This is a genomic window from Streptococcus sp. CCH8-C6, assembly GCF_001557225.1.
Lineage (GTDB): Bacteria > Bacillota > Bacilli > Lactobacillales > Streptococcaceae > Streptococcus > Streptococcus sanguinis_C.
This window is the reverse complement of the sequence record NZ_LSJN01000037.1, coordinates 1-216: the sequence shown is the minus strand read 5'-3', so window position 1 is coordinate 216 and position 216 is coordinate 1. Positions and strand designations below refer to the sequence as shown.

The 216-nt window shown below is 71.3% G+C and carries 1 protein-coding gene; it reads right to left on the bottom strand.

All coding sequences use genetic code 11. From position 1 onward, the window contains the following. A partial coding sequence (locus AX677_RS09410; RefSeq protein WP_197416884.1) for a hypothetical protein occupies positions 1–216 on the bottom strand: 216 nt, incomplete at both ends.

Genomic DNA, 216 nt, shown 5'->3' with positions numbered 1-216 from the left:
ACGGGATGCCGTCGGCGCTCTCCGCCGGGAACGGGATGAAGCCCGGGCCGAAGGGCGGGGCGAACGAGGCGCCGAAGCCGCCGTCGATGTCGCCACGCGAATAGGCGTCCACGCGCTCGTAGGCGGTGATCGAGGTCAGGGTGGGCATGCCCTCGCCGAAGTCGTAGTCCAGCTTCAGGCTGGCGCCGGCGGACTCGATCTTCTGGACCGCGCGGC